Source organism: Kosakonia pseudosacchari (genome assembly GCF_015167415.1).
GTDB lineage: Bacteria > Pseudomonadota > Gammaproteobacteria > Enterobacterales > Enterobacteriaceae > Kosakonia > Kosakonia pseudosacchari.
Genome location: NZ_CP063425.1, coordinates 2,295,871 through 2,317,348 on the forward strand (window position 1 = coordinate 2,295,871; position 21,478 = coordinate 2,317,348).

At 57.6% G+C, this 21,478-nt stretch carries 21 protein-coding genes; 3 read left to right on the forward strand and 18 right to left on the reverse strand.

Annotated features, from left to right (window positions below; all coding sequences use genetic code 11):
* The first annotated feature begins 77 nt into the window (after nt 1-77).
* A complete protein-coding gene (locus tag IP581_RS10810; RefSeq protein WP_017456727.1) occupies nt 78-557 on the forward strand; it encodes a carboxymuconolactone decarboxylase family protein in 480 nt (159 codons plus the stop codon).
* On the opposite strand, the gene IP581_RS10815 is transcribed toward IP581_RS10810, so the two are convergent.
* Nucleotides 558-1,448, reverse strand: coding sequence for a LysR family transcriptional regulator (locus IP581_RS10815; protein WP_097400914.1), 891 nt, complete (start codon nt 1,446-1,448; stop codon nt 558-560).
* Nucleotides 1,449-1,547: 99 nt separating this feature from the next.
* Here IP581_RS10815 and IP581_RS10820 point away from each other — a divergent pair, with 99 nt between their 5' ends.
* Nucleotides 1,548-2,963, forward strand: a complete 1,416-nt coding sequence (locus IP581_RS10820) for an aldehyde dehydrogenase family protein (protein WP_193822525.1) — start codon at nt 1,548-1,550, stop codon at nt 2,961-2,963.
* Between the two features lie 44 nt (nt 2,964-3,007).
* On the opposite strand, the gene IP581_RS10825 is transcribed toward IP581_RS10820, so the two are convergent.
* The 6 genes from IP581_RS10825 to nifL form a co-directional block, all read right to left on the reverse strand.
* Nucleotides 3,008-4,573: a methyl-accepting chemotaxis protein gene (locus IP581_RS10825; protein ID WP_086869157.1), complete on the reverse strand. Its 1,566-nt coding sequence runs from the start codon at nt 4,571-4,573 to the stop codon at nt 3,008-3,010.
* Between the two features lie 257 nt (nt 4,574-4,830).
* The gene (locus IP581_RS10830) at nt 4,831-6,069 is read right to left on the reverse strand and encodes an EAL and HDOD domain-containing protein (protein ID WP_193822526.1); all 1,239 of its coding nucleotides are present in this window, start codon (nt 6,067-6,069) and stop codon (nt 4,831-4,833) included.
* A gap of 206 nt (nt 6,070-6,275) precedes the next feature.
* Nucleotides 6,276-6,788 carry a nitrogen fixation protein NifQ gene (locus tag IP581_RS10835; RefSeq protein WP_193822527.1) on the reverse strand — a complete coding sequence of 171 codons (513 nt, stop codon included), beginning with the start codon at nt 6,786-6,788 and terminating at the stop codon, nt 6,276-6,278.
* The gene (nifB, locus tag IP581_RS10840; RefSeq protein ID WP_193822528.1) at nt 6,785-8,179 is read right to left on the reverse strand and encodes a nitrogenase cofactor biosynthesis protein NifB; all 1,395 of its coding nucleotides are present in this window, start codon (nt 8,177-8,179) and stop codon (nt 6,785-6,787) included. The genes IP581_RS10835 and nifB overlap by 4 nt, the downstream gene beginning before the upstream one ends.
* Before the next feature lie 146 nt (nt 8,180-8,325).
* Nucleotides 8,326-9,900 (reverse strand): nif-specific transcriptional activator NifA, encoded by a 1,575-nt coding sequence (gene nifA, locus IP581_RS10845; RefSeq protein ID WP_193822529.1) that lies wholly within the window; start codon nt 9,898-9,900, stop codon nt 8,326-8,328.
* Nucleotides 9,897-11,384: a nitrogen fixation negative regulator NifL gene (gene nifL / locus IP581_RS10850; RefSeq protein WP_193822530.1), complete on the reverse strand. Its 1,488-nt coding sequence runs from the start codon at nt 11,382-11,384 to the stop codon at nt 9,897-9,899. The genes nifA and nifL overlap by 4 nt, the downstream gene beginning before the upstream one ends.
* A gap of 354 nt (nt 11,385-11,738) precedes the next feature.
* Between nifL and IP581_RS10855 the strand changes: the two genes are divergently transcribed.
* Nucleotides 11,739-12,269, forward strand: coding sequence for a flavodoxin (locus IP581_RS10855; RefSeq protein WP_097400920.1), 531 nt, complete (start codon nt 11,739-11,741; stop codon nt 12,267-12,269).
* Nucleotides 12,270-12,306: 37 nt separating this feature from the next.
* Here IP581_RS10855 and nifM read toward each other — a convergent pair whose 3' ends face one another.
* The 11 genes from nifM to nifT form a co-directional block, all read right to left on the reverse strand.
* Nucleotides 12,307-13,092, reverse strand: a complete 786-nt coding sequence (nifM, locus tag IP581_RS10860; RefSeq protein WP_193822531.1) for a nitrogen fixation protein NifM — start codon at nt 13,090-13,092, stop codon at nt 12,307-12,309.
* Nucleotides 13,089-13,532, reverse strand: coding sequence for a nitrogen fixation protein NifZ (locus tag IP581_RS10865; protein ID WP_193822532.1), 444 nt, complete (start codon nt 13,530-13,532; stop codon nt 13,089-13,091). Before IP581_RS10865 ends, nifM begins: the two co-directional genes overlap by 4 nt.
* A complete protein-coding gene (locus IP581_RS10870) occupies nt 13,529-13,786 on the reverse strand; it encodes a nitrogenase-stabilizing/protective protein NifW (RefSeq protein WP_086869136.1) in 258 nt (85 codons plus the stop codon). The genes IP581_RS10865 and IP581_RS10870 overlap by 4 nt, the downstream gene beginning before the upstream one ends.
* 2 nt (nt 13,787-13,788) lie before the next feature.
* Nucleotides 13,789-14,934: a homocitrate synthase gene (gene nifV, locus IP581_RS10875; RefSeq protein ID WP_193822533.1), complete on the reverse strand. Its 1,146-nt coding sequence runs from the start codon at nt 14,932-14,934 to the stop codon at nt 13,789-13,791.
* 9 nt (nt 14,935-14,943) lie between these two features.
* Entirely contained in the window at nt 14,944-16,137 is a 1,194-nt protein-coding gene (gene nifS / locus IP581_RS10880) for a cysteine desulfurase NifS (protein ID WP_193822534.1), read from the reverse strand.
* Nucleotides 16,138-16,169: 32 nt separating this feature from the next.
* Nucleotides 16,170-16,994 carry a Fe-S cluster assembly protein NifU gene (gene nifU, locus IP581_RS10885; protein WP_193822535.1) on the reverse strand — a complete coding sequence of 275 codons (825 nt, stop codon included), beginning with the start codon at nt 16,992-16,994 and terminating at the stop codon, nt 16,170-16,172.
* Nucleotides 16,995-17,200: 206 nt separating this feature from the next.
* Nucleotides 17,201-17,659 (reverse strand): NifB/NifX family molybdenum-iron cluster-binding protein, encoded by a 459-nt coding sequence (locus IP581_RS10890; RefSeq protein ID WP_193822536.1) that lies wholly within the window; start codon nt 17,657-17,659, stop codon nt 17,201-17,203.
* Nucleotides 17,646-19,031: a nitrogenase iron-molybdenum cofactor biosynthesis protein NifN gene (nifN, locus tag IP581_RS10895; protein ID WP_193822537.1), complete on the reverse strand. Its 1,386-nt coding sequence runs from the start codon at nt 19,029-19,031 to the stop codon at nt 17,646-17,648. Before nifN ends, IP581_RS10890 begins: the two co-directional genes overlap by 14 nt.
* Before the next feature lie 10 nt (nt 19,032-19,041).
* The gene (gene nifE, locus IP581_RS10900) at nt 19,042-20,415 is read right to left on the reverse strand and encodes a nitrogenase iron-molybdenum cofactor biosynthesis protein NifE (RefSeq protein ID WP_193822678.1); all 1,374 of its coding nucleotides are present in this window, start codon (nt 20,413-20,415) and stop codon (nt 19,042-19,044) included.
* Nucleotides 20,416-20,570: 155 nt separating this feature from the next.
* The gene (locus IP581_RS10905; RefSeq protein WP_193822538.1) at nt 20,571-21,233 is read right to left on the reverse strand and encodes a NifB/NifX family molybdenum-iron cluster-binding protein; all 663 of its coding nucleotides are present in this window, start codon (nt 21,231-21,233) and stop codon (nt 20,571-20,573) included.
* A gap of 11 nt (nt 21,234-21,244) precedes the next feature.
* Entirely contained in the window at nt 21,245-21,463 is a 219-nt protein-coding gene (gene nifT, locus IP581_RS10910; protein ID WP_017456748.1) for a putative nitrogen fixation protein NifT, read from the reverse strand.
* Between the last annotated feature and the right edge of the window lie 15 nt (nt 21,464-21,478).

The window sequence follows — 21,478 nt, forward strand, 5'->3', positions numbered from 1 at the left end:
ACGGTTTTTGCATCTTTTTACTATGGCATAAAGGCGTACTATAGCCGCTGTTGAATCCATAAACGAGGCTAAAGACGATGAGCAATCGCGTAAATCTGTTCCAGACTGTTCCGGCATTAATCAAAACCCTCGGCGATGCCAGCCAGGCGTCGCACGCCAGCAGTCTGGATATTGGTATTAAAAACCTGGTTGATATCCGCGCCTCGCAGCTTAATGGCTGCGCATTCTGCCTGGATATGCATGTGAAGCAGGCGAAACTGCACGGTGAGCGTGAACTGCGCATCTACCACGTCGCTATCTGGCGTGAATCGCCACTGTTTACCGCTAAAGAGAAAGCCGCGCTGGCGCTGTGTGAAGCGCTGACCAAACTCGACGCGCATGGCGTGCCTGATGAGCTGTATCGCGAGGCGCGGGAGCATTTCAGTGAAGTGGAGCTTTCCGAACTGGCGTTTTCCATCGCCATTATCAACAGCTGGAACCGCCTGATGGTGCTGTCGCAAACGTTGCCGGGCGCGCTGGATAAAGCCTACGGGCTCGATCGCGCACACCTTGAGTAATTAACGCGCCTCCCGGATAAAGGCAATAAATGCCTGTAACCCCACAGGGATGTGGCGGTGTCCGGGATAGTACAAACACAGCCCTTTAAAGGGCTGCGTCCACTCATCCAGCACGCTAACCAGCGTTCCGTTACGCAACTCTTCTTCAATGTAAAACCCCGGCAGAAAGCCCACGCCCAGGCCCGCGCGCACGGCGGCAATCGAAGTAAACAGATCGGTGGTCGACAGCCGCGCCGGAACGGCAACCGTCATGCGCTCGCCGTGGCGCGACAACTCCCAGCGGTAATTCCCGCCACTGGACATGCGCATGCAAATGCCCTGGTGCTGGCGTAAATCGTCCGGCGTTTGCGGTGTGCCGTGCGCGGCAAACCACTCAGGTGTTGCCACCACGCGCATGCGGATATCCGGCGTGAGCGGCACGGCAATCATATCCTGTGGGATAGACTCCGCCAGGCGGATCCCGGCATCGTAACCGTCAGCCACAATGTCAATCATCTTCGCTTCAGAGGCGACTTCCATGCGCATCTGCGGGTAACGCGCCAGAAAACGCACCAGCAGATCATCCAGGAACAGTTGCCCGACGGCTTGCGGGACATTCAGGCGCAACGTGCCGGAAGGTTCATCCGCCACGCTGTGGATCTCTTCATGCGCGTGCTGGATTTCGCGCAGTGCCGGGCCAATACGCGCAACAAACCGCTGCCCGGCTTCGGTCAGCGCCACGCTGCGGGTGGTGCGGTGAAACAAGCGAATCGCCAGGCGGCTCTCCAGCCCGGCAATGGCGTTACTCACCGCCGTCGGCGACATTCCCAGCTCCTGTGCGGCGGCGCGAAAACTGCCCCGGCGCATCACCGCCATCACCACTTCCAGCTCAATCAAACCTGAACGATGCATAGATTATCCCGAATTTCGCAACAACCTTTGCAGCATAGCGTGGATTATCAGCGCGATAAAGGCGTGCCACACTGGCTTCACTGTGAAGAGGAGGTGGTTATGCAGGCAATTGAACAGATCTCAATCAATGGCGAATGGGTCACACCGCAAGGTACAGAACGTTTCGACCTGTTTAACCCGGCAACCGGAGACGTCATCGGCCAGGTGCGGCTCGCCAGTGAAGCCGACGCGCTTAACGCCATTGCGGCGGCAAAGGCGGCGTTTCCCGGCTGGTCGCAAACCAGCCGCGATGAACGCATTGCCGCTCTGATACGGATGCGCGATGCGCTGGAAGCCTGCCAGCCCGCGTTGTTGCAGGCGATTGTCGCAGAGTATGGCGCGCCGGCGTCGCGCGCTAACTGGATGGCGCGTTATCCGGTTTCAGTCATTGAAGAGGCGATCAACGCGCTGAAAGACTTTGAGTTCGAATCTGTGGTGGGTCAGGCGCGTGTTGTGATGACACCGCTCGGTGTCGCCGGGTTGATCACGCCGTGGAACAGTGATGCCGGGTTTATCTGCGGCAAACTGGCGGCGGCGCTCGCTGCGGGCTGCACGGCGGTGGTGAAACCGAGCGAAATGAGTGCGCTGCAAACCCACATCGTCACGCACGCTCTGCACGAGGCGCAGCTGCCGCCAGGCGTTTTCAATATTGTTACCGGACGCGGCGATGTGGTTGGTGAGGTGCTAAGTCGTCATCCGGACGTGGCGAAAATCTCGTTTACCGGCTCGACGGCAACGGGCAAAGCCATTTTGCGTAACGCGGCAGAGACCTTTAAACGCGTCACGCTGGAACTGGGCGGCAAGTCGCCGACCCTTATTCTGGAGGATGCCGATTTAGCCGACGCGGTGCCGCTGGCGATTCAGGCCGGGTTTATGAACAGCGGCCAGGCCTGTATCGCGGGAACGCGCATTCTGGTGCCTGCATCGCGCAAAACCGAGTGCGAAGCGGCGCTGGCGCAGGCGGTCGCAGCGGTGAAATCGGGCGATCCGCGCGATCCCGCCACGGAAGTCGGCCCGATGGTCAGCGAAAAACAGTGGCAACGCGTGCAGTCCTATATTCGTCTTGGTCAGCAGGAAGGTGCGCGCCTGTTAGCGGGTGGAGAAGGGCGCGCAGCCGGATGCGAGCGCGGCTGGTCGGTACGGCCGACCCTGTTTAGCGAGGTCAAAAACACCATGCGTATTGCGCGGGAGGAGATTTTTGGCCCGGTGTTATCGGTGATTGTTTATCGGGACGAGGCCGAGGCGATCGCTATTGCCAACGACACCGATTATGGTTTAAGCGCGCTGGTGCTGGGGGGCGATCCTGAACGCGCACGCCGTGTTGCCGGGCAAATCACCGCCGGGCGGGTGCTGGTCAATACGCTGGCGCATGAGGCTTCCGCGCCATTTGGCGGGTTTAAACATTCGGGAATCGGTCGTGAAATGGGGCGCTGGGGACTGGCGGCCTTTATGGAGCCGAAAAGCATCGTCATGTAGCAGGAAAACGCCGTGCCGCCCGCAGCGAGTGGCACGGCGTGCGATTACCGCGCCAGCTGGAAGAAGCGCACGGAGTCGCGCAGCATCTCGCTCTGTTCGGTCATCGACTGTGCGGCAACCGCCGCTTGTTCGACCAGCGTGGCGTTCTGCTGGGTCACCTGGTCCATCTGATCGATAGCGACGCTAATCTCTTTGATCCCCTGATGTTGCTCGGTAGAAGCGGCGGAAATCTCAGCCACAATATCCGTCACTTTGTTTACGGAGGTCACAATCTCTTCCATCGCGCGGCTGGCAGTATCGGCGTAGCGGGAACCGTCGGTTATTTTCTCTACGGTGCCTTCAATCAATTGTTTGATCTCTTTCGCCGCTTCGGCACTTTTCTGCGCCAGGTTGCGCACTTCACCGGCCACCACGGCAAAACCTTTACCCTGTTCACCGGCACGCGCAGCTTCCACAGCAGCGTTCAGCGCCAGGATATTGGTCTGGAAGGCGATGCCTTCAATCACCGAAATGATGTCGACAATTTTTTGCGAGCTATCAGAGATTTCATGCATGCGTTTCAGCATGTCGTGCACCTCTTTACCGCCTTTCACCGCCGTTTGTGATGTCTGACGCGCCAGGTCGCTCGCTTTGCGGGCGTTTTCCGCGTTACTCTTCACGTTTTCCGTAATTTGCTGCATGTTCGACGACGTTTGTACCAGAGAGGCCGCTTGTTCTTCGGTACGTTGTGACAAATCGTTGTTGCCTTCGGCAATTTCCCCTGCGGCGTGGGAAATCGATTCGCTGCCGTCAATAATACCGGTGATGATTTCCGCCAGTTTATTGTTCATTAAATGGATGGTCGCCAGCAGGCTTTCGCTGTCGCCATCGCGCAGCGCAACCTGGGTGCCCAGCTTACCGTCAGCGACCGCCTTCATAATCGACATTGCGTAGGCTGGTTCACCACCGAGCTGGCGTGAGAGATTACGCGAGATAAACAGCGCAATCACCCCAGTGGCAATCAGCGCCAGCAGCAGCAAGCCGCTCAGCAGATAGAGCGCCTGGCGGTAACCTGCCTGAGAATCCTCCCCGGCTTTATCACCAATCGCGACTTCCATATCCACCAGCGTCGCCAGATCTTTCATCAACTGGGTACGATATTTTGCGGATACCGCGCCGCTGATTTTGGCCGCTTCGGCAGCATCGCCGCGATTCATGGCGTCGATCACTTTGGCGTTAACGTCGACAAAGTTTTTAAAGTTATCCACCACAGTCGCGAACAGGGCGCGCATCTCTTGCGGCTCATTGGCCGAAATTTTTGCGTACTGCTGCTGAGCATTAAGGAACGTGGCCTGGTTTTGCAGCAGTTCGCCGCGATGTTGATCCAGCGACGCAGGCGTGGTGGAGGCAATATACTGCACCTGTTGCAGGCGCATTTCAGCTAAGACGCCTCGCATTTCAAGGGTATAGCGAACGCCTGGCATTCTGCTTTCGCGGAACTGATCAATATTTTTATTGGTGCTGTTAAGTTGATAAATAGAAACAACGCCCAGCAACAACATCATCACGATCAGGATGGAGAAGCCGATGAGCAATTTGGTTAATACGGTGGCCTGCGCTATTTTTTTCATAATCCACAACTATGTAAAGAAAGGTAATATTAATAACGGCAATATTTTAGGAAAGATTGATCTATTTATCTGATCTCAATCACATATTGTTATGATTTTTGTGCAATAGCACACATCGGATTTTTAATTTGAATTAAGCGAAGGCGGGTTGTTAAAAAGGTGGGTGAATAATGCTTCAGTAAAGTGAAATATTGTTTCAAGCGGTATCTTTGTGCTGGGGTTTATTTTCTGCGCACTGTGTTCAGTGCGCAGAAAAATTAATGGGAAATAGTAATCGGCAGTTCATCTGCCCATTTTGCTGCCTGGTTCATCAGCTCTGAAATCGCCGAATTAGGTAAGCCAATTTCATGTGCCACATCGCTGGCTTCATCCCACATCCGTTGCTCGTACAGGCGCGCCAGCTGCACGTAGGGATAGAGTTCGCCGCTGTTGGCTTCAAGCGCTCTGGCCACCTCCGGCGAGACAGCGATTTGCGCCACCAGCTCCTCCAGCGGCAACCCAAGGATCACATCCAGCAGCGAGAAGAGGCCCACCATAAAGGCGTCGTTAGCGATGTTATTGGTCGAGGTACGCGCCGCCACCAGTTCGCAGAACTTGGCGCGGATCAGGCTCAGGTAATAGATTTCGGTGTTAGTGACATCCTCAAAGGAGGTCAGACAGGCGACCAGGACAAAGCGGCGCATTTCACCGATGCCAAGGTAGACCACGATATCGCGCAGGGATTGATTGCGAAAACCGCTAATGCCGCGCGTGTTATATAAAATGTTTTGCGCATAACGCATAATTTTAAAAGAGAGGGACACATCGCGTTTCAGCAAATCTTCTATTTTGTTTAAATTGGGTGATTCAACGTTAACTTCCTGCATCAGTTTCAGGGCAAACGCACGATTTTGCGCCAGTTTATTTCTCCGGGTGACGACAGGTTTGCTGAAAAAATAGCCCTGAAAAAGATGAAAACCCAATTTTTTAAAGGTCTCAAACTCTTCGTAAGTTTCCACTTTCTCAGCCAGAAAAACCGCATGGCGCAATAATTCCCGATTGGCGAGGATATAGTCGCTAATTTTTTCGCGCGAGCTTCGCCTTATGTCAAATTTAATCACATTGACATAGGGCATAAAGGCTTCCCACTGGTTTCCGGGTTCGAAATCATCCAGCGCAATGCGAAATCCCAGCGTGTGCATCCGTTTAACGGTTTCCAGCAGTTTGATATCCGGCTCGGCGTTTTCCAGAATTTCAATCACCACGCGGTTTATTGGCAGTGTTTCCGCGAGGCCTTCCACCAGCAGCTGGTAGGGAAAATTGACGTAAACCGTACTGTTGTCGCTCTTACGGCCCACCGGCGCACTGAGGAACTGCTCTTCGATTAACTGCGTGGTGGCCTGTTCCGCAGACATATCGGGGAAGCGGTTATCCATGCTGTTCCGAAAGAGGAGTTCGTAACCGACGGTGTTCAATTGCTTATCAAAAATCGCCTGTCTGGCCACAAAAGAATACATTCGCCACCTCGCACACCGTGTACTTTTGTATAAGTTTTCCAAATATATAAGCAACATTAACACCCTGGCTACCGGAACCGTGTGACTGCGGCATAATATTTGACTTTTATGGTGAAAGAATAGGACAGCAAAGCGGGACGTGTACAGGCGGCGCGGGTTTTGGCGCGGTGTTAAAGCCTGATTACCGCAACATCAGGCTGGTTTCGTTACGAGGGTTCAAAACAGAGCGGGCGCTCGCAGCAGGCATCACAACTCGGTGAGCGGCAAACCACTTCACCTTCGCTATGCAGACAACGCTGGCGGTAGAAAAATTTTTTCCAGCGCATATTGTTGCTGTTCATCTCAACAAGCGGGGCGAAGCAATCGCTCATTAACTCTCGTAGCTCCGCGCGCGAGCTGAGCCCCAGATCCTGCCACAGGTGATTAAAAGCCAGTGAGACACTGGCAATAATGTGCTGCATCGGTGCGGCATCGGCCGACATATGGCACGCCAGCCACTGTGCCAGTTCAGCGCGCTCTTTAGCGCGCGTGGCGTTAAGTTCGCTCATCAGCTTTTGCCGCAGACGGCAGTCCGCAGGCATTTCTGGCGCAGGCGGGGCGAAACGCGCCTGCAAGTTTTCCCAGTCGCCCACGCTTAAGCCCATTCTTTCCGGGTAGCAACCTTCACCGTGCAGGTAAAGCCACAACAAACGTCGTAGCCAGTAATCAACGGGCATCATGCCACCCCCTTGTTTTGCCCCTTTGTCGGCACCGTTTGCCACCAGCGTAACAGCGAGGAAGCGACCGGTTGCCAGGCATCATCGACGCAGGGCTGAATACCGCGTGATTGCAATTTTTGCCACGGTTCGTAGCCGATACGGGCGCAGAAAACCGCTTTCACATCGGCCAGCAAGTCGAGCACGGCGTCCATTCGCGCATCGCTTTCCTGCGGCTCACAACTCTCCGTACCCTGGCAATATTTCGGTGTGAATCGCTCGTTGACCAACACGGCGCCCGCAGCCGATAAACTGTAAATACGAAAGCGATCCGCATGGCCAAAATGGCAGTCGATCAGCTCGCCATGCGTCGACGCCACCGCCACCAGACAGGCTTCCGCGTCATCGGATTCGCCTTTGGTGACGAGACTGGCGTGAAGCTGCGCGCGGCGAAACAGCGTCGGCAACCACGGCTGCGGGGCGGATTCTACGGGCACCAGGGCAAATTGCTGGCTGCGATCTTCGCCGAGCATGCCAATCGCATCCGCGCGGCACTGCTGGCAGTGCGTCATTTGCGGCATCACTTCGCCACAGCTTTCGCGCACGCGCGCGACCATCTCTGCATCGGGTTCCGCCTGGCCGTTAAGACCAAAAACCGTGCCGTGCTCCGGTCGGGCTATCAGCGGCATAATGTTATGAATAAACGCGCCAGCCCCGCGCAGTTCGCGGCTGACATCGGCCAGCGCGAAATCGTTGATGCCGGGGATCAGCACCGAGTTGATTTTCACCAGCACGCCTTGCGCCGTCAGGCGACGAACGCCCTCCAGTTGGCGGGCTATTAATATTTCACCCGCTTCGCGTCCGCAGTACCGTTCACCTTCCAGCCACAGCCAGGCGTAGATCCGCGCGGCAATCTCCGCATCGAGCGTATTGATGGTCACCGTGACGTGATCGACACCGAGGCTGACCAGCCGATCAACGGCGTCAGGCAGCATCAATCCGTTGGTGGAGAGGCACAATTTCATATCCGGCAGTTGTTCACGCACCATCTCAAGCGTGGTGAAAGTGCGTGCGAGGTTCGCCAGCGGATCGCCAGGTCCGGCGATGCCCACCACCGAAAGTTGCGGGATAGCCGTCGCAACCTGCCGTACTTTCGCCACCGCCTGTTCGGGGGTTAACAGCGAGGAGGAGACGCCAGGCCGGGATTCGTTGCTGCAATCGAATTTGCGATTGCAGTAGTTACATTGCAGGTTACAGGCGGGCGCTACCGGTAAATGCATACGCGCAAAGCGGTGATGACCGCTTTTTGAGTAGCACGGGTGCAGCGCCACTTTACCGGCGATGGCAGCAGAAAGCGGCTCAGACGGCGCTGACTGACACCGTGAACCGCCTGCGGTGGATGAACAGGACATCATGGAAAGTACCTCCGTTTACGGAATTATCCCTGGTGGTTGCAAATCCTGTTCCTGATACAACACATTGAAAAACAGTGATATTTATTTTGAGAGGTTGTCGGTTTTGTGGCATTTGGCTGACAATGTACCGAATGCCACAACCGCCGTTATAGCCTTGGCAGGGTTATATCCATGGTCTGAATACGATAAGCGACCTGGCGTGGCGTCATCCCCAGCAAGCGGGCGGCTTTGGCTTGTACCCATCCCGCTTTTTCCAGCGCGGCAATCAGCCGCTGGCGCTCGTCAAGGGTGTTATCGAGCCAGTTATCGTCGTGCGTGACGCTGATAACCGGCGGTTTGGCTGGCTGGTCGCGATGATTAAATAAAATCACGTCCCGATCGATCAGACCGTTTTCCGACATCACCGCAGAGCGCTCAAGGCAGTTTTCCAGTTCGCGCACATTGCCGGGCCAGCTGTAGCTCATCAGCAAGCGGATAGCGCCCTCACTAATGCGCAGCGTGCGGTTCTGGTTGTGGGCGATTTTACGCACCAGAAAATGTGCCAATTCTGCGATGTCCTCCTGGCGCTCGCGCAGCGGCGGCAGGGCGATAGGCATCACATTCAGGCGGTAATAGAGATCTTCGCGAAAGTGTCCCAGGCGTACTTCATCTTCAAGGTTGCGGTTCGTCGCGGCAATGATGCGCACATTCACTTGCAATGTCTCGTCACCGCCGACACGTTCCATTTCGCCCTCCTGCAAAATGCGCAGCAGCTTAGCCTGAAACGAGGCGCTGCTTTCCCCAATTTCGTCAAGAAACAGCGTGCCGCCATCGGCCAGCTCAAAACGGCCTTTACGCTGGCGTACCGCACCGGTAAAGGCCCCTTTTTCATGACCGAACAATTCGCTTTCAAGCAATGTGTCCGGCAGCGCCGCACAGTTGAATTTCACAAACGGCGCACTGGCGCGCGGTGAATTATGGTGAATGGCGTTGGCAATCAGTTCCTTACCGGTGCCGCTCTCGCCGCGCACCAGAACGGTGGTGTCCCAGCGCGAAACCTGACGGATAATCTCCATGGTCTGGCGCATTGCCGGGCTGTTGCCGACCATATTTTCGAAGCCGAACGCGCGTGAAGTACTGCACGATTTCGGGCTGGCTGTCGGCGTGATGGCAGCGCGTGGGGAAGGGCGTGCTGCCGGCGGCGTCATCAAACGCACGGTCTGCGCCACCAGATTCGCAACCGTTTCCAGAAAGCGGGTGCAGGCGGGTAACCGCTCTTCGTAACGCGCCATCGGTTGCGCCGTCAGCACGCCAAAAGTCTGCGCATCCGGCCCTATCAGCGGCACGGCGATAAACGGCAGGTTGTAATCATACAGTCCCAGGCGGTCAAGAAAGCGCTGATCGTCAGCCACTCGCGCCAGCACTAACGATTGCCCCTGCGAAAGCACCGTCCCGACCAGCCCTTCGCCCGGACGGTAGCGGATTTGCGAGCTGCCGGGGATCAACTGCTGATCGGCTTCCTGCAACGCTTCAATAGTCAAAATCGCCTGCTGGCTGTCGTACAGACAGATCATGCCGTGCTGCAAAAAGGCGTCATTGTGCAATACGCACAGCACCTGCTGGAGTGTCTGTTCAACCTCGGTCGCCCGGCTGAGAACCACGCTTATCCGCTGCATCGCGGTGAACTGCTGGGATAAATCGAAGCGCCAGACGGTATTACCCGACTCGGTTCGCTGGGTCATTTTGAACCTCCGGTCAGTGAATGAAATAGCGGGAATCGTAGGGTCAGGCAGCTTCCCCCTTCGGGGCGTGAAGTGAGTTCTATCGCGCCGTTGTGATGCGCTACCAGCGTCTGGATCAGCCGCAACTCCATACCTTTTCCCGGTGCGTTAAGCGCATCCGGCGAATGGGTATGGCGCAGCGGAATCAACGGCACATTGTCAGTGATATACAACGAGAGCCAGCCCGCTTCTTCCCGGGCGTAAATCTGCGTTTGGGCGGTGAAATCACGCAGCCCGGCGGCAATATCCAGCGTGCGATCGAGCCACAGACTCAGGCAGGCCAGCAGTTGGGTTCGCTGACCAAATCCCACCAGATGCGTCGAATCCAGCGTGACCTGCAAATTTTTACCCTGCTCGTAGCGGGTGTGATAAAGCGCGCGCAAGTCGTCAAAAAAGGGTTGCAGCGGCCAGACGGCGGCACTTTCCAGCTCCAGCGACGGGCGGCACCGTTTCAGCCGCGCCATCGCTTCTTCACCTTCGCGCCACGCGGCGTCCAGCGCTACGTTGCTGTTATCACTGCCGTTTAAACGCCGCGCTGCCGCCAGCATATTGATGGGGCAGTTAAGCTGGATCAGCGCGGCGTCAAGCGCTTCGCGGATCGCCGCCAGCAGTTTGCCGCTGGTCATCTGCTGTTTAAGGCGGTCAAGCCGTCCTTGCTCTTGCTGCTGGCGCTGCTGGGTGTCGTCGGTGATGACCACCAGCGTGCGCGTCAAGGTATTATCAATAAAGTAGCGACTGGCTTCTTCGCTGACGCCTGGCAGCGCCCAGCAGGTGACCGACAACCAGCGCACCGCGCCGCGCAGCACCACCGGTAAGACCTGGCCGTTTGCCAGCTCCGCTTTACGGGCTGAAAAATGGAGTTCGCTCAGTAGCTCTTTTCCGCCGCAATCAGCACAGAAGGTTTTATAGGCGAGGTTATCCATAACCACACGATCGCGTTCATCGACCACGACCACCGCCGCCGGAATGTTATTCAGCACCGCTTCGGTCAGCGCCATGTGATTACGCAACCGCTGCTCCAGCGCATAACCGGCGCTGATATCGCGCTGCATGGCCAGGTAGTGTTCCAGTTCGCCAAACGGGTTAATCACCGGGGTGATATCGATCTCAACCAGAAAAAGGCTGCCGTCACGGTGGCGGTTGATCAATTGCCCGCGCCATGGTCGGCGTTGTAACAGGGTGTGCCACATATCCTGGTAGATTTCCCGTGGGGTTTGCTGACTGGCAAGCAGGCGGGGATTTTGCTGCAACAACTCCTCAAGCTCATAGCCGGTCTGGCGGCAGAATGCCGGGTTGGCATAGACAATACGTGCCTCGGCATCGGTTAGTGAAATAGCGACGGGGGCTTCTTCAACGATGGTAAAAAACAGCCCAGGATGTTGTTGCGAAAGCGCACCGGCGATGGCCTCGGGCGCGCTGGCATCCATCATCATATTCAGGGTCATCGCACACTCCTGCGGTCGGTTAGTCGTGTCGTAGTTCTGACAATTTGTGCCACCTGGCGACGTTCGCCCGGACACCATGTCAGGCACTTATAACCATGCAAAGAGTGCACCTTTTGGACGATAACCCGACAAAACCTTGATCCAGATCGGTATTCAGCGCTTTATCAGCGTCAAAGCCGCGCCAGACGGGCATTAGCGAGGGGACGTGCCGCGAAAAAAAGCGCCAGGCTGGTGCATTAATACCCATTCTGGTGCAGCTTTTGCCCGTGAGCAAAACTGGCACACTCTTCGCAATAGCTGACATGTTCACCGCATTTTCCCCGCGGGATCTCTTTTTCAACAGGAGCGTGTGTTATGGCAAATATTGGTATTTTTTTCGGCACCGACACCGGCAAGACCCGCAAAATCGCCAAACAGATCCACCAAAAACTGGGCGAGCTGGCGGATGCGCCGGTCAATATCAACCGGACCGATGTCGACACTTTTCTCTCTTATCCGGTGCTGGTATTAGGCACCCCGACGCTGGGCGACGGGCAACTGCCGGGGCTGGCTGCCGGTTGTGAGGATGAGTCCTGGAGTGAGTTTGTCACCCAACTGCCGGGCGATAGCCTGCGTGGTAAAACGGTGGCGCTGTTTGGTCTGGGCGATCAGGTGGGTTACCCGGATAATTTCGCCAGCGGTCTGCGCCCGCTCTACGACACGCTGAAAAGCTGCGGGGCGCAAATGGTCGGCCACTGGCCCAATGAGGGCTATACCTTTGGTTCATCGTCCGCGCTTGAGGCGGAGAACTTTATTGGCCTGGTACTGGATCAGGATAACCAGTACGACCTGACCGATGAACGCATCGATGCATGGCTGGAGACGCTGAAACCGCTGATCCTCTAATGCCTGAAGCCCGGTCGAGTAACGATCACCGGGCTTTTCAGCGTGCCTGTAATAACGACGCCAGCCACTGGCGTTGCCACTGCTGTTGCGACTGACGGCGCAAATACTCCCGCGCTTTCGCCAGCGCGTCTGCCTTCGCCATCAGTGCCGGTTGGCGGATCTGTTCACACCACAACAAATGCCAGCCCAGCGCCGTTTCGACAGGCTGGCTGACCTCGTCCGTTTGCAGCGCAAACAGCGCATTTTCCAGTTCAGTAAACAGCAGGCCACGACTTACCCAGCCCAGACGCCCACCTTCCAGCGCGCTGGGGCAGTGCGAATGGCGCGTTGCCAGCCGGGAAAACGCAGCGCGATTGTCACGGATTTGCTGATAAAAACGGGTGATCTGGTTTCTTATCCCGACGCTATTTTGCTCTGCGGTCAGCAGCAGGTGCGAGGTTAAGCGTTGTTCCGGGCGCATAAATTGTGCCTGATGTTGCTGATACCAGCGCAGCACGCTCGCGTCATCCGGGACGGGAGCTTTGCTGGCAACCTCGGCAAACTGCGTTTCCAGACGGGCGTGATGCGCAATCACCGCCTGGCGCTCGGCAGGGGAAAACGGGCTTTCATCAAGCTGTGCGGCCAGCGATGTGGCCACGGCATGATGCAGATCGTCAGGAATGGTTGCGTCGCGCGTCATCGCCACGACCGCCAGTTCAAGCTGGCGCTGGCGCGCCCAGGCGCGATCAAATGCCGGTTGTTGTGCTGCCGGGATGTTTTCCGGTTCGCAGTGCCAGCGGGTTAGCGCCAGGCGTCGGCGGGCGAAACGTTCCCACGGCATCATTGTGGCGTCTCCAGCAAGATCATGGCGCTGGCAGAAACCTGAAACCAGCGCCCGGAAAAAGTGACGGTGTAACTATCTGCATCCTCTCCCTGGCCCGTGGCGGTGATTTGCCCTTGTTCTCCGGCGGCCACAACGATGTCATCGCCGACAGCCAGCGCGTGGCGGCAGGCGACGGTATCACCGTACTGGAACTGCCCGGCGTGCCAGGGCGCGGAAAGCGGGAGCAGTTCCTGTTCACGGCAGCCAACAATCAAACCGCTGTCAGGAAAATGGATGTGATAGATAACTTTTTCCATCAGGAAAATGCCGCATTCACGGACAAAACCCGTGCTCCCGCGGCGCACCAGCACATCGCCGCGCCGGTAACCTGGCATGGTGCCATCGTTGCGGATAGTGCGACTCACGCGGACTTCTTCGCCGAACGCATACTGTCGTTTCATGATGTCTGCTCCGTTGCACAGTGCGCGTAGCTTTCCGCCAGCAGCCTGCGCGCCAGTAACCAGGGCTCGCGGGGCGTGGTTTCGAGCAGATTACGCAGCGGCACATTACTGCGCAGGCGCTGGTGAAATTCGCGCAGCACCGGCAGGCAGCAACGGCGCAGCGTCTGCGGTTCATAAGGCACGGAGAAAAAGGTAAAAAAGGACTCGGCGCTGTCGAGTTCAGCCACGCCGGGGATCTGATAAAACCACTCCATTTTTAGCTCCTCGCCAGGTGCGGCGCGCTTGTGCCACACAGTGTGGTGTAAAGCGCAATCAGTTCATCGTCTTGCGGTATGCGTTTGCTGCTTTCCGCCACGCGGCGAATGGCGGGCAACAGCAGGTCGACTTGCAGGGCGTTAAGGTGGTAGCCCAGCCGGGTAAACACGCCTTCCACGGCCTGCCGTCCGGAGTGCTTACCGAGCACCAGCCGGTACTCACGCCCGACGAGCGCCGGATCAATGGCCTGGTAGCTTTCGCGATCGCGCAGCAGGGCGGCGACATGCACGCCGGATTCATGGGTAAACACCTGTGCGCCAATCAGCGGCTGCTGTGGGTCAATGGGACGCCGGGCGGCATCGGCGACCTGCTGGCAAAGCAACGGTAATTGCGTGAAATCCACGCCGCTATCCAGCCCCAGACAGCGGTTCAGACCGAGCGCGACGGTTTCCAGCGCGGCGTTACCGGCGCGTTCGCCAAGCCCCAGCACGGTCGTATTCACACTGGTGGCTCCGGCGCGAACCGCCGCCAGCGTATTGGCGGTCGCCATACCGAGATCGTTATGGGCATGCATTTCAATTTCACCGGCCCAGCATTGACGCAGGGCGCTGATGCGCTGTGCGGTGGTGAAGGGATCGAGCAGGCCGAGGGTATCGGCAAAACGCACCCGCTGCGCGCCTGCGCGGCTGGCAACGTGGGCAATGTCCGCTAAGGTTCGATCGCTTGCGCGTGATGCGTCCTCGCAACCAATACAGACCTGTAACCCCTGCTGTCGCGCATGGGTAATCAGCGTAGCCAGCTTATCGAGCACCATTGGTAGCGGTTCGCGCAATTTGTATTGCCGCAGTTTGTCGGAGGCGGGCAGCGAGATATCCACCCAGTCCATGCCGAGATCGGCGCTCTGGGTGATTTCGTCGGTGTTCATGCGACACCAGGCCATTAACGTGGCGTCAGGCAGTTGCTGACGCACGTGTTGCATCCGCTGACGTTCTTCGCGGCCCATCGCCGGGGTGCCAATTTCCAGCGCGGTCACGCCGGCGGCAAACAGCGCTTCGGCAATGGCGATTTTCTCGCTGGCGCGAAAGGCAACACCGGGGCTCTGCTCGCCGTCGCGCAGCGTGGTGTCATTGATCAGTACCCTGGACATATCGCCGCCTTAGCCATAAACCGGCGTAAAGGTGGCGGATGTCGGGCCGTCCTGCCAGTACGGTGAAAGCGCGCGCAGACGGGTAATAATGGCAGGCAGCGTCTCTATCACATAGTCGATCTCTTTTGCCCGCGTATAGCGCGAGAGTGAAAAACGAATACTGCCATGCGCCGCCGTGTAGGGAATGTTCATCGCCCGCATCACATGCGACGGTTCCAGCGAGCCTGAAGTGCAGGCGCTACCGCTGGAGGCGGCGATCCCCGCCTGGTTGAGGAGCAGTAAAATGGCTTCCCCTTCGATAAACTCGAACGCCAGGTTCGCCGTGGCGGGGACGCGGGGTTGATCGCCCCCCATCACCATGACGGACGGCACCCGTGTTATCAGTTCGTTTTGCAGGCGATCGCGCAGGCTGGCAATGCCCACGCTACCCGGCAGGTGTATCTGCGCCAGTTCGCATGCCGCCCCCATGCCGACAATCCCGGCGATATTCTCCGTACCAGCACGGCGACCACGTTCCTGATGCCCACCGCGCAATAGCGGTCGAAAGCGGGTGCCACGGCGCAAATAGAGGCAACCCACACCTTTTGGCCCGTGCAGTTTGTGCGCCGAGCAGGAGAGCATATCGATCTGCGTGCGGGCGATATCCAGCGGGATTTTGCCCACCACTTGTACCGCGTCGCAGTGAAACAGCGCGCCATATTCCTGCGCCATAGCGGCCATCTCGATAACCGGAAACAGCACGCCGGTTTCATTATTCGCCCACATCACGCTGACCGCCGCCACACGCGTGCTCAATGCGCGGCGATACTGTTCCATATCCAGTGCGCCACTGCTATTCACGCCAATACGATGGATAAGGTAGCCCTGGCGTTCCAGATGTTCGCACACGGCGAGGGTGGCCGGATGTTCAACGGCGGTGGTAATAATTTCCCGGCGCTCCGGCATCAGCTCAACGCAGGCGTGCAGTGCGGTGCTGGTGGCCTCGGTCGCACAGGAGGTGAAGATGATTTCGCTACTGTGATCGGCACCCAGCAGCGCGGCGACTTGCTGGCGTGCGCGTTCAAGCGCCGCGCGGGAGGGGGTGCCAAAGTCGTGAATCGACGACGGGTTACCGTAATGTTCGGTTAAGAATGGCATCATCGCTTCCAGCACCATCGGGTCGATTCGGGTGGTGGCGTTATTGTCCAGATAGACCTGTTTCATATTTTCTCCCCCATCGGGTGACATGTGGTGGCTCAGGCGGCCACGACGTCCATATAACAGCCGGTACGCTCCATCAGTTTTTGCTGTAGCCAGGCAAGCGTCATGTCGGTCATCATGCAGCCGCTGCAACTCCCGGAAAGGCTGACGGTGACGGTGTGATTGTTGACGCTAAGCAGCGACATATCGCCGCCATCGGCCTGGATATGCGGACGTAATTCGGTGATCGCATCGACAACTTCCTGCCAGTGCGGATCGTTTTCTGTGGCGATAGCCGTAGCGGCCTGCGGGTGTTGGGCGAGAATATCGGCCAGCGCCAGTTCAATTTTTTCATGGCACGCGGTGCAGCCGCCGCCCGCTTTGGTGTAGTTGATCACCTCTTCAAGGGTGGTCAGCCCGTTGCTTAACACTGCCCGGCGAATTTGTCCCTCATCGACGCCGAAGCATTTGCAAATCAGCGCGCCTTCTTCGTGCTCATCGATCAGCGTTTCGCCACGGTAGTGGGCAATCGCCGCCCGCAGCGCCTCCTGACCCATCACCGAGCAGTGCATTTTTTGCGGCGGCAGGCCATCAAGGTAATCCGCAATCTGCTGGTTGGTCACCTGCTCGGCCTGCGCCAGCGTGCGCCCGATAATCAGCTCGGTGAGTGCGGAAGAGGAGGCAATCGCGCTGCCGCAGCCAAATGTCTGAAACCCGGCTTCGAGGATGGTTTCACTTTGCGGGTCCACGCGAAGCATCAGCCGCAGCGCATCGCCACAGCTTAACGATCCCACATCGCCCACGGCGTTGGCGTTATCCACGACCCGCGCGTTACGGGGATTAAAAAAATGATCTTTCACTTTCTCGGAGTAATTCCACATGTGCCTGGCTCCCAGGAGAGATGACGGAAAGCGCCGTGGCGCATTTCACCGCCTCAATCAACGGCGGGTAATGACAACCAAGCAAAAGCAGTACCAGATGGGAAAATCGTTATATTTCAATGTGATAAATTTAAAGGCCAACATAAAACCCGGCGCTGTGTCGCGATTTTATGTTGGCTTTGTCACACATCCGACACGGCGTGTGGCTAACCTTCATCCTCTTCCTGCCATGTTTGTTCCTGGAGCATGCGGGCGAAGCGTTGCGGGTTGCGGGCGGTTTTGCGCTGCTCTTTGTCATACCAGTAGTGCTGAATTTCCTGTAACAGCCCGGCAATGGTGGTCTCTTGCGGCACGCGAACCGCGCGTACGCCGATTTGCAAAAGCTGGCGAAAAACCGCTTCACCAATCGCCACGCAGTAGAGCGTGACGCAATCTTCCAGCGCGTGAATGCGACAATCGAGCTTCTCTTGCTGGTGCCCGGCGAGCACCGAGAAATCCACCACCCGCAACAGCGTGACCTCGTGTTGTTTCACGCCATAGATCACTAATTTTGGCGTGGCGCCAAAATGTTGATCCACATGGTGATAATCCGAACTGGCAAAGGCGACTTTCATTGACCATTCGCCCTGGCAAATGGTGCTGAACTGACGATTAACATGCGGCATACCGATCTCCTGGCGTAACGTTGTCGCCGAAGCGCTGACGCAGCGGCGAGCGGTAGGTTGCAAGCGGGCGATGGCGTTCGCGCATCACATTCGCCAGCTCAAACAGCGTGTCACGAATGCCGCTATACCCCTGGCGCAGCCGACGAAATTCCCCCAGCCGGTCATACACCGGAAACCCGGCGCGGATAAGCGACATATCAAACTGCGCGGCGAGATCGGCGGCATGAGAATTGGCCACCAGTAACGCGGCGGGCGTCGCGCAAAGCCGATCCTGCATATCTTCCAGATCGCCGATGACCACCGTTTCAACCGGCAGATTTTGCAACCCCGGCTGGCTGACCGGCGCGACAATCGGGCCGGGGATCATGCCCTGGCTGCGGGCGAAATCGCACCACGCCGCCAGGTGATCGCCTTCGGCAGCCATGGCGATAGCCGCGCCCTGCAACCACATATGGCAATCGATCATCGCATCCTGCACTTGCCCGCGCTGGCGCTCAATCCACGCGGGCACGTCGCGCCCGGAGAGGGTTTTCAGGCGATGGATAAAGGTGTCGCACGCATCAAGCGTCATCAGATGCGGCAGGGCGATCACCTCGCCACGGCTGCGCTGCGCCAGTAACGCTGCTGCACGCCCCAGCGAGTGGCCAATCACGAAGGTGGCCAGGTTTTGCCCCATCTGTTCAATCATGCGCAGCGGTGTTCCCCCCTGGGTGACGGGCGAAAAATCACCGTTGGCCAGATGTCCGTCCAGCGACAGCGACAGATCCGGCACGATCACCGGTTGCAGACCGAATGCTTCCACGTAACTGCGCAACAGTTCGATATCGCCCGGCGTCAGTAAATGGCTGACCAGCAGGTTGACGCGGCGGTTGCGCAGGCTGGCGACGGGCTGCACGGGCACCCACTGTTCAATCATGCTTTCCAGCACGGCGCTGTAGCCGTTTTCCAGCGAGCCGTAGAAATCCGGGGTGTTGACGGTGAGCAGCGCCACGTTTTTATGCCGCGGAAAGTCATCACGAAACTGGCGCACCACCCGCGAAATATCGCTGCCCTGGGCTTCTGACAGCCCGGTGCTGAGCAACACGATGGCTTTCGCGGCGTTGCGCTGGCAGAGAACATTGAGCGCTGTAAAAATGTTTTCATCGGCGCCCATAATGGTGGAAGTCGGGTCCATCGCCGTCGATTGCAGCGGGATCGGGTCGTGAAAATGTTGAATAAAGAACACTTTCGCGAACGCGCTGCACCCCTGAGCGCCGTGTACCAGCGGTATGCACTGTTCGAACCCCAGGCTTGCGAGGATCGCCCCCAGCGGCTGGCCGCTTTTTATCGGGCTCACCGCCAGCGGTTTTTTACTACGAACAATATCAGCCATTGAGAGCTCCTTATTGCCACGGGGCGCGGGCATGTGTTTGCGGCCAGACCGGGCTTTCCAGCGTCTGGCAAAGTTGTTCGGCAAGCGCGATGATGCCGCGATAACCGGCAAACGCGTGTTCACGCTCCTGGTTGATATCCAGAAAGGGCAGACGCGCTTTATAGGCGGTGTACATGTTGCGCCCGCCCGCGATCATCATGTCGGCTTTGTAGCGATAGACCACATCCAGCAAGGCGCGGGCATTGCCTTCATCCAGCATGATGGCGTCATCGCCCATCAGTTCACGGATGCGCTGTTTATCCTCTTCGGTGGATTTGCGCGTTCCGGTAGCAACGACCGTCATGCCGAGATCCTGCAGTGCCGAAACCACCGACCAGGATTTAACGCCACCGGTATAGAGCAGCACTTTCCGGCCGCGTAACCGTTCACGCAGCGGTGCCAGCGCCTGTTCTGTGGCTTGCTCTTCACGTGCGATCAGCCGTTCGGTTCGCGCCATTAAATCGCTATCGCCGGTGAGTGTTGCCAGCCGGCGCAGGGCATCGGAGGTGGCGCGAACGCCATAAAAACTGCCTTCAAACCAGGGTGTGCCATAACGTTGTTCAAGCGATCTGGCGACATTGATCAGTGCCCTGGAGCACACCAGCATATTGACCTGTGCGCGGTGCAACGTCTGGATCTCGGCAAAGCGCCCGTCGCCGGAAAGGGAGCCAAGGACGCGAATACCCAGCTCATCAAGCAGCGGCTGGATATGCCAGAACTCGCCGGCGATGTTAAATTCGCCAATCAGGCCAATGTCATGGCGGTGCGCCGGGGCAAAAGGTGTATTTTCCGGCCACGGCGCGGGTTCGCGCCCGCCGATAACTTTTTTCACCATCACCTCGCCCGCGAGGCGATTACCCAGGTTTTTGCTACCGTAAAAACCGGCCACATCTACGGCAATCACGGGCACACCGGTGGCGGTCGCGGCGGCCTGGCAGACAGCGTCAATGTCATCGCCTTCCATAGCCGGAACACAGGTGTTGTAAATAAATACCGCCGCCGGGTGATAGCGCTCGACAATATGGCGCACCGCGTGAAACAACCGCCGCTCGCCGCGCCCCATGATGACATCCTGTTCGTTCAAATCAGTGGTGAATCCGAGTCGGTTAATCAGCGGGCCAGAACTCAGGCTGCCACGGTTATCCCATGAGCTGCCGGCGCAGCCAATCGGGCCATGTACCAGATGCGCTACATCGGAAAGTGGCAGCAGGGTGATCTGTGCGCCGTCGAAGGCGCAGCCTCCGGCGGTGGCACCGGGTTTTGGCGCGCTACAGCCGGTTTTCTGTTTATGGTTATGCTCGCAGGCTGGTTCATCGAGCAGAGCCAGGATGTCGTTCCCCTTCATCATCACCTCATTTTCTGCTTGGGTTAGGGGGAAAAGTGCAAATCGCAAGCCAGAAAAGAGTGATTGATTTGTAAGGAGAAAGTGTTGTGCGCTTTGTGACAAAGCAGACAATTGGCGCAATGCTCACGCAAAAAAACGCCCCCTGAGGGGGCAGTTTAAAATACCCGCGCTTCCAGCGGATTCGCGCGTTCCAGCCGTTTCGCCAGCCACGGCGGTAACGGTCCGGCCAGTAAGTTCTGGATGGCGGCGCACTGGGACAAAATGGTATTGCCCGGTGACACTTTCATCGGGTGAATATGATGACGAATCAACCGTGCGGCCGCCGGGCCGCCGATCGCTTCACAAAACAGCAAATGGCAGTCGTGGAGTAACTGCGCGCGGATTTCATTCGGTTCCTGATTTTGCGGGTGAGAAGGGTAGCGGCGCAGGTCATGTAGCCAGTTGCCCTGGTCATCAAACCCGTAAATAAAGAAAAGGCGTCCCTGGCCGAAATGACCATTAATGGTAAGTCCATCCTGCGAGCAGAAGGCCGCCATCAATTGCGGATGGCGGGCTTTGCCCGCCTGCACCTGCAAATGCGCTGGCAGTTCGCCGCGCAGACAGGCTTTTACCCGCGCCCAGCGGCCGTTTGACATCAGGGCTTCCGCATAGGGGAAATGGGCTTCCAGTTGCGGTAATTCGAGTGCGGCCAGCCCATCGGGTGTCAGCACTTCATCGCTGCTGTGGGTAAGCCACGCCATGATTTGCGCTGGCTGCAGCTCCGGCAGGCACTGAAACAGCGCCAGCATCCGCCAGAACAGCGTATCGTTGTCGGACATTGCTCACCTCCTTATACCTGTGCGTCGCGGGTGGCGCGCAGACTGAGCGGAAAAGCAGGGCGGCCGGGTTGCAGATTGACGTAATAACGGCGTCCCCCTTCAAGTTCAAGCGCGCCGCCCCAGTGTTCCGGCGTGTCATGTTCAACCTGTAATACGCGGGCTTCCAGATCCTGTTTTGCGATATAGCAGTACAGATCCGCGCCGCGCTGGCGAAGAATAATGACCGGCATAGAGCCTCCCGGGCC

What these genes read in the sequence shown, in the direction of transcription:
- IP581_RS10830 (WP_193822526.1), bottom strand. Translation starts at nt 6,069, where the DNA reads ATGTATTCTTTTGTGGCCAGACAGGCGATTTTTGATAAGCAATTGAAC.
- nifM (WP_193822531.1), bottom strand. Translation starts at nt 13,092, where the DNA reads ATGATGCCGTGGGAACGTTTCGCCCGCCGACGCCTGGCGCTAACCCGC.
- nifA (WP_193822529.1), bottom strand. Translation starts at nt 9,900, where the DNA reads ATGACCCAGCGAACCGAGTCGGGTAATACCGTCTGGCGCTTCGATTTA.
- IP581_RS10855 (WP_097400920.1), top strand. Translation starts at nt 11,739, where the DNA reads ATGGCAAATATTGGTATTTTTTTCGGCACCGACACCGGCAAGACCCGC.
- nifU (WP_193822535.1), bottom strand. Translation starts at nt 16,994, where the DNA reads ATGTGGAATTACTCCGAGAAAGTGAAAGATCATTTTTTTAATCCCCGT.
- IP581_RS10905 (WP_193822538.1), bottom strand. Translation starts at nt 21,233, where the DNA reads ATGTCCGACAACGATACGCTGTTCTGGCGGATGCTGGCGCTGTTTCAG.
- IP581_RS10870 (WP_086869136.1), bottom strand. Translation starts at nt 13,786, where the DNA reads ATGGAGTGGTTTTATCAGATCCCCGGCGTGGCTGAACTCGACAGCGCC.
- nifV (WP_193822533.1), bottom strand. Translation starts at nt 14,934, where the DNA reads ATGTCCAGGGTACTGATCAATGACACCACGCTGCGCGACGGCGAGCAG.
- nifT (WP_017456748.1), bottom strand. Translation starts at nt 21,463, where the DNA reads ATGCCGGTCATTATTCTTCGCCAGCGCGGCGCGGATCTGTACTGCTAT.
- IP581_RS10890 (WP_193822536.1), bottom strand. Translation starts at nt 17,659, where the DNA reads ATGCCGCATGTTAATCGTCAGTTCAGCACCATTTGCCAGGGCGAATGG.
- nifE (WP_193822678.1), bottom strand. Translation starts at nt 20,415, where the DNA reads ATGAAGGGGAACGACATCCTGGCTCTGCTCGATGAACCAGCCTGCGAG.
- nifB (WP_193822528.1), bottom strand. Translation starts at nt 8,179, where the DNA reads ATGATGTCCTGTTCATCCACCGCAGGCGGTTCACGGTGTCAGTCAGCG.
- IP581_RS10835 (WP_193822527.1), bottom strand. Translation starts at nt 6,788, where the DNA reads ATGATGCCCGTTGATTACTGGCTACGACGTTTGTTGTGGCTTTACCTG.
- IP581_RS10825 (WP_086869157.1), bottom strand. Translation starts at nt 4,573, where the DNA reads ATGAAAAAAATAGCGCAGGCCACCGTATTAACCAAATTGCTCATCGGC.
- IP581_RS10815 (WP_097400914.1), bottom strand. Translation starts at nt 1,448, where the DNA reads ATGCATCGTTCAGGTTTGATTGAGCTGGAAGTGGTGATGGCGGTGATG.
- IP581_RS10865 (WP_193822532.1), bottom strand. Translation starts at nt 13,532, where the DNA reads ATGAAACGACAGTATGCGTTCGGCGAAGAAGTCCGCGTGAGTCGCACT.
- IP581_RS10820 (WP_193822525.1), top strand. Translation starts at nt 1,548, where the DNA reads ATGCAGGCAATTGAACAGATCTCAATCAATGGCGAATGGGTCACACCG.
- nifN (WP_193822537.1), bottom strand. Translation starts at nt 19,031, where the DNA reads ATGGCTGATATTGTTCGTAGTAAAAAACCGCTGGCGGTGAGCCCGATA.
- nifS (WP_193822534.1), bottom strand. Translation starts at nt 16,137, where the DNA reads ATGAAACAGGTCTATCTGGACAATAACGCCACCACCCGAATCGACCCG.
- nifL (WP_193822530.1), bottom strand. Translation starts at nt 11,384, where the DNA reads ATGACCCTGAATATGATGATGGATGCCAGCGCGCCCGAGGCCATCGCC.
- IP581_RS10810 (WP_017456727.1), top strand. Translation starts at nt 78, where the DNA reads ATGAGCAATCGCGTAAATCTGTTCCAGACTGTTCCGGCATTAATCAAA.